This is a genomic window from Lacticaseibacillus saniviri JCM 17471 = DSM 24301 (assembly GCF_001311785.1).
In the GTDB taxonomy this organism is placed as follows: Bacteria; Bacillota; Bacilli; order Lactobacillales; family Lactobacillaceae; genus Lacticaseibacillus; species Lacticaseibacillus saniviri.
In genome coordinates this window covers 1-5,528 of the sequence record NZ_BBBX01000040.1, presented here as the reverse complement: position 1 = coordinate 5,528, position 5,528 = coordinate 1, and the positions used below count along the sequence as shown (strand labels likewise).

7 protein-coding genes and 1 pseudogene are annotated in these 5,528 nt (G+C 46.6%); all 8 read left to right on the top strand.

The window, feature by feature from the left end; all coding sequences use genetic code 11:
* On the top strand, window positions 1-212 hold a 212-nt coding region (locus JCM17471_RS12850; RefSeq protein ID WP_054778147.1), incomplete at its 5' end, for a hypothetical protein.
* Complete coding sequence (locus JCM17471_RS15615; protein WP_156321724.1) at window positions 212-409, top strand: DEAD/DEAH box helicase family protein; 198 nt, start codon at window positions 212-214, stop codon at window positions 407-409. The genes JCM17471_RS12850 and JCM17471_RS15615, both read left to right, overlap by 1 nt.
* Window positions 410-438: 29 nt before the next feature.
* A pseudogene (locus JCM17471_RS15610) lies at window positions 439-1,065 on the top strand (DEAD/DEAH box helicase); the annotation flags it as partial.
* A gap of 587 nt (window positions 1,066-1,652) precedes the next feature.
* Window positions 1,653-2,345 carry an AAA family ATPase gene (locus tag JCM17471_RS12840; protein ID WP_225354313.1) on the top strand — a complete coding sequence of 231 codons (693 nt, stop codon included), beginning with the start codon at window positions 1,653-1,655 and terminating at the stop codon, window positions 2,343-2,345.
* Between the two features lie 14 nt (window positions 2,346-2,359).
* Window positions 2,360-2,875 carry a DUF669 domain-containing protein gene (locus tag JCM17471_RS12835; protein ID WP_054778145.1) on the top strand — a complete coding sequence of 172 codons (516 nt, stop codon included), beginning with the start codon at window positions 2,360-2,362 and terminating at the stop codon, window positions 2,873-2,875.
* Window positions 2,876-2,942: 67 nt separating this feature from the next.
* The gene (locus JCM17471_RS12830; protein ID WP_054778144.1) at window positions 2,943-3,770 is read left to right on the top strand and encodes a bifunctional DNA primase/polymerase; all 828 of its coding nucleotides are present in this window, start codon (window positions 2,943-2,945) and stop codon (window positions 3,768-3,770) included.
* The gene (locus tag JCM17471_RS12825; RefSeq protein ID WP_225354312.1) at window positions 3,760-4,989 is read left to right on the top strand and encodes a virulence-associated E family protein; all 1,230 of its coding nucleotides are present in this window, start codon (window positions 3,760-3,762) and stop codon (window positions 4,987-4,989) included. The genes JCM17471_RS12830 and JCM17471_RS12825 overlap by 11 nt, the downstream gene beginning before the upstream one ends.
* Window positions 4,990-5,308: 319 nt before the next feature.
* Complete coding sequence (locus tag JCM17471_RS13630) at window positions 5,309-5,485, top strand: hypothetical protein (RefSeq protein ID WP_225354311.1); 177 nt, start codon at window positions 5,309-5,311, stop codon at window positions 5,483-5,485.
* Window positions 5,486-5,528 lie beyond the last annotated feature (43 nt).

Below are 5,528 nucleotides of genomic sequence, written 5' to 3'. Positions count from 1 at the left end.
AAATGATTATGAGCAATAAAAATTTAGTATTAACCAAGCAGATTGAAAAGGAAACGGGTTACCAGGTGATGGCTGTTGGACTTAGTCTGCACAAGAAAATTAAAATGCTCGCTGTGGAGACTGGCATTCCGATGCGGACAATTTTAGAAACGATGATTCGGTATGGCTTTGAAAACCTCGAAATCCAAGATGTTAATTTGGATGACGAGTAATGCCACTTCGTGATTATCAAACCGAAACCATCAATGATATTTACAAGTCAATGGCGGCCGGTAACCACCGCATTGTGGTTCAGCAACCACCGCGCACTGGCAAGACAGTCATCATGGCCGAGATAGCAAAGCGAGCGACACAGAAAGGCAACCGAGTTTTAACGGTTGTGCACCGAAAGAGTTGGTTGATCAGATAGCCAGCACCTACAAAAAGTGGGGCGTGGATATGTCATTTAGCCAGACAGGCATGGTACAGACGCTGAGTCGTCGAATCAAACGGCTAACTGAGCCAGCTATCATCATCATCGATGAAGGACATCATGCACTAGCTAAAACATATCGAAAAATCATCGAGGCTTTTCCAGATGCGGTACTGCTACTTTTCACAGCCACGCCTTATCGATTATCCGGTGAAGGGCTTGGCATCATCGCTGATGACCTAATCCAAGGTAAATCAGTGAAATGGTTGATTGATAACGGTTTTCTGGCGCCAGTGAAGTATTATGCACCACCTGATATCAATGCCGAACTACTCCGACGGCGAAACGGCGAGTTTACGAATGAATCGATTGCCACTGCGTTAAAGTCTGAAGTTTACGGCAGCGCCATTGTGCAATACAAACGCCACGCCTACGGAATGAAAGCTATCGCGTACTGCTATTCAGTTGAGTCAGCAAAGCGATTAGCGGATGAGTTTAATGCCGCTGGGATTGCAGCGGTCGAAGTTGATGGTGAAACGTCTGATGAAGAACGAGCTAAAGCGGTGGAAGATTTCCGTACAGGGAACATCACAGTTATGACCAACGTGGAATTATTTACCGAAGGCCTGGACTTACCAAACGTTGACTGTGTTATCCAACTGCGACCAACCCAATCATTGTCGCTATATCTACAATTCGCAATGCGCGCTATGAACCCGCGTGAAGGCAAGACGGCGGTGATTTTAGATCACGTGAGAAACGCTGAACGCTTTGGCTTACCGACTGACTACCGTGAGTGGTCGTTAGACGGGGAGCAGCAGAAGAAGCAGAACAAGCGCGAGACTGAAAAGAACACCAGCCCAAGCGTTGTTGTTTGCCCCACGTGTTTCTCGTCGTTTTATGTGACCGAAGTCAAAGACAGCCACTGCCCAGATTGTGGCGCTGAGTTACCAAAAGCGCGTGGTGAAGTAGTCACGATTAATGGCGACCTGCAAGAAATTAAACAAACCAAGAAGCAACAGTCTGAAATTGCCCACCGATTAAAAATCGTGCATCAGGTCCAAAAGCAGAACGCCAGCAAACTGATAGCCGGTAAACGGCCGTCAGAGTTAAAAACTCTGCAAGAGTTTCAGCTCTATGCCACCGCCCACGATTATAAATCTGGGTGGGCATACTACCAGGCAAAAAGAAAGGAGTCATTTAATTGGGACTATTACCAAAGAATGAACGCAAAAAGCCGATGGACACCCCACGAACATTTTTCATCTGGGGCGCAACCATGTCGGGCAAGAGTTACCTCGCTGAACGGTTCCCAAATCCGTTTTTTATCAACACGGATGACAACGCTGAAAAAGCGGGTCTACCTAATTTTCAGCTCAAGAATATCCAGAATCCTGATGGGTCGATGAAGCAGTCAGTCATTGATCAGTTAGACGAATTAATCCTCGAACTGGGCACTACAAATAGTGGATTTGAAACTGTCGTGATTGACGTTATCGATGATGTGGTTGACCTGATTGAACAGTCAATCTTAATCGAAAACAACATTAAAGCATTATCTGACTTGGGTTATGGCAAAGGCTATGCAATGCAGGAACAAATTGTTCGGGGGCTGGTGCTGGAATTAAAGGCACTACCGATGAACGTGGTGTACGTGAGCCGTATCAGTGAAAAGACGGACAGCAATGGCAACTCAATCGAGGCTCCGTCGCTAAAAACCAAATGGTACAACATGGTCAATGGTAACAGCGACCTAGTCATTCGTACCCGCCGTATCGGGACAAACTACTCACGTTCAGCGACTGACAAACGTAAGCAATATGATCGTGAACAAATTTCAGACCCCAAGATTTTACGCATTCTCGAAAATGTGCCTGGGGTTTTCCCACGCCAAGCTACACCTGCTTCTAAGACAACTACTAACGAAAAATAAGGAGACTACAAATTATGTCATTAAAAGATATCGCAATGAAAGCAACTCAAAACTTTGACGCATCAAAGGACAAGCCAGAATCAGGTTACGAAAGCCTGCCATCTGGCACTTACAACGTCATCTTGGAAGATGTTGCTCACTTTGTATCTCAACGCACTGGCTGGGACGGTTTACAAATCAAGGTCAGTGTTCTAGACGGCGAATATGCAGGCCGGACTGATTCGAACATGTTCAATTTTGATGAGACCAGTGCCAACGGCAAAGCAATTCCAGAATCAGTGTTATCGCAACGCGTGCAAGTGGTTGCACGGTTAGCTAATGCGGTCGGCGTTCATTTAGACGATATTGACTGGGACTCGATTGACACGCTCGTGACGGCGTTCATGACTGCCAAGGGTAAGACGGCTGTAATGACACTCTCTGTTCGTGAGAACAAGAAGAACCCGCAATATCCATTCAAGAACTACGATTTCGAACCTGGCGAACCAACAGAACCAATGACTATCAGTGATGAAGACATTCCATTCTAAGCTCACTTCGCGCAGTGACGTTATCCACCGAATGGGTGAAAAGCCCGTTAAGAATGGAGGCTAGGCGATGCAAACACTTGAGAATTACGCGTTGGCATATGCCGGTAAAGGTTTTTATGTTTTGCCAATGGCTGCATTAGAAAAGCGCCCACTCGTTGAATTTGCGGACCGACCCCCAATGACACAAGCAGAACTAAAACAGGCATGGCAACGTCATCCAAATGCAAGGATCGCATTTCGCACTGTTGATTTTCTAGTTGTCGATATCGATGAACATACCGATGGCGAAGACGGCATTCAGTCGTTTCGCGACTACTACGCGGAACATCCGAAGCAGTTCCCAGAGACGTTGTCACAAACCACTGGCAGCGGTGGTACGCAGCTGTTTTACAAGAAGCCCGCTGGTATTGAGATGACACAAGTTATTGGGTGGCTGCCCGGTGTGGATATCAAAGCACACGTCAACAATTACGTGATGGTGGCTCCGAGCCCAACACCTAAGGGCGGGTATAAGTGGGACAATCGAAACCCAATCGCATTGGCGCCAACTGAATTGATTGACGCAATAAACGGGAAAAAACAGCAGTCATATCAGCCAATCCGTGAAATGACCCAAACCACACTGAGCAGTCAGGACCGGCAGTTTGGTCAGCATAGCAAGACGGCCGAGTTGTTTGAGCAAATCGCAAACGGACTGGGCGAAACGGGTGGCCGGAATATGGCACTAGCAGCGTTCATCGGTGGCTTATTGTACCGGAATGTTGATGCAAAAGCCGTTTATCAGCTGGCGCAGTTGGCGAATGACAACACTGCCAATTCATTAGACGTTAAAGAATTTGACCGCACATTCGACAGCATGGTCAAAAAAGAATTGAGGCGAAGAAATGGCGGATAAGGCACTACTAGACGAACTGGCGAATAAGCAGCAGTCCGCCAAACAAAATGTATTAGCAATGACACCACCTTGGAAAGAGTCTGCGAACGGTGGAATTAAAACCACTAGCGTTGTGAACGTCCAGTTGGCGATTGAATATGATCCATTACTTCAAGGACTTTTTCGGTATAACGAATTCACCTGGGAAGTTGAAGTGGCACGCGATGTGCCAGAACTACACATTAAAAAGGGACAAATGTTGGATGCTTACGATTCTTTGATTTTGAGCGAGCTAGAGCGGCTGTGGGGCGCTTCGTTCAGTGACCGTGCGCTGCTTCATGGTGTTATTGCATTGAGCCGCGAGCAGTCGTTTCACCCGGTGCAAGAATACTTATTGAACGCAAATAAGGTCTGGGACCACGAAGAACGCATTCCAACCTTTATGAACACTTACTTGGGCGTTGAAATTTCTGAAATCACCACACTCATCACACGATTATGGTTAGTCGGAGCTGTTGCGAAGGCGTTTGAACCAACGACTAAATTTGACTTCGTACTTGACCTGGTCGGCGGCCAGGGCGCTGGGAAAACAACTTTGCTTGAAAAGCTGGCCAATGGTTGGTACACGGATCAATTCATCAATTTTAGCGATAAGGACGGCTATGGCACAATGCTTCGGTCTTGGATTGTCAACGATGATGAACTGACTGCCACGTCGAATTCAAGCTTTGAAGAACTCAAGAAATTCATCTCAGCTCGACGGTTAGAGTTTCGACCCGCTTATGGCAAGACAACGGTGCGCCGTGATAAATCATTCGTAATTGCTCGTACGACCAACGAAGAAACCTACTTAAAGGACAAGACTGGTGAACGTCGGTTCTTGCCGCTGAAAGTAAATAAGCAGCAGCAGAAGAAGCATCCGGTGACGGATTTATCGCCCGAAGTTGTCCAACAGCTCTGGGGTGAAGCGGTCGCTTTGTATCAGGCCGGTTTCAGTTTTGAAGTCACACCCGAGCAAGAGAAACAGCTAAACCTGCATCGGTCAATGTTTATGTATGTGGACGCTATCGAAGACGAAATCGAGAACGTGCTTGGCACATGGCAAGGCGGCTTTATCACGTCGAAAGAAATTGGCAACAATATTGGTGCTGGTGATCTCGTAAAAATAAATCGGCCGCAAAGAAGATTAAATACATCATGGACAACCGTGATGACTGGGAGACCGGAACTACCAAAGTAGGTGGATTATCTCGCCGGGGTTGGCGAAGAGTTGTTTAAGGTTGCGTCTGGTTGCGTCTGGTTGCGAGTTGTGTGTAACTCACCAATCCCTTGTGGCTCTAAGCACTAACTACTTCTTCTTACTAAGGTTGTCTCTTATTTCTTAAATAAAGTAAATAATTATATATATAGGGGGTGGTATTTATTTTATATACGGAAATAAGACGCAACCTGCAACCAAGTGAGTTAACCCGTTGGGAGAGTAGTCGTCAACGAACTTATCCACAAGGTGCAACCACTCGCAACCATTGACTCCCGAATCTAAAAAAGCGAGGTATTACATGACCACTGAACATGATATCCAAAATGATATCCGCGTTGCTGTATCACGAGCCGGATGCACGATCATTCGCACCAACACCGGCCGAGTGATGACAAAGGACAAGCGAATGTTTGATGCCGGACCACCTAAGGGGTGGCCGGATCTCTCGGGTTTCGTCATAGCGACGGGAAGTTGATTTTAATCGAAGTTAAAAACGAAAAAGGACGATTACGCAAAGA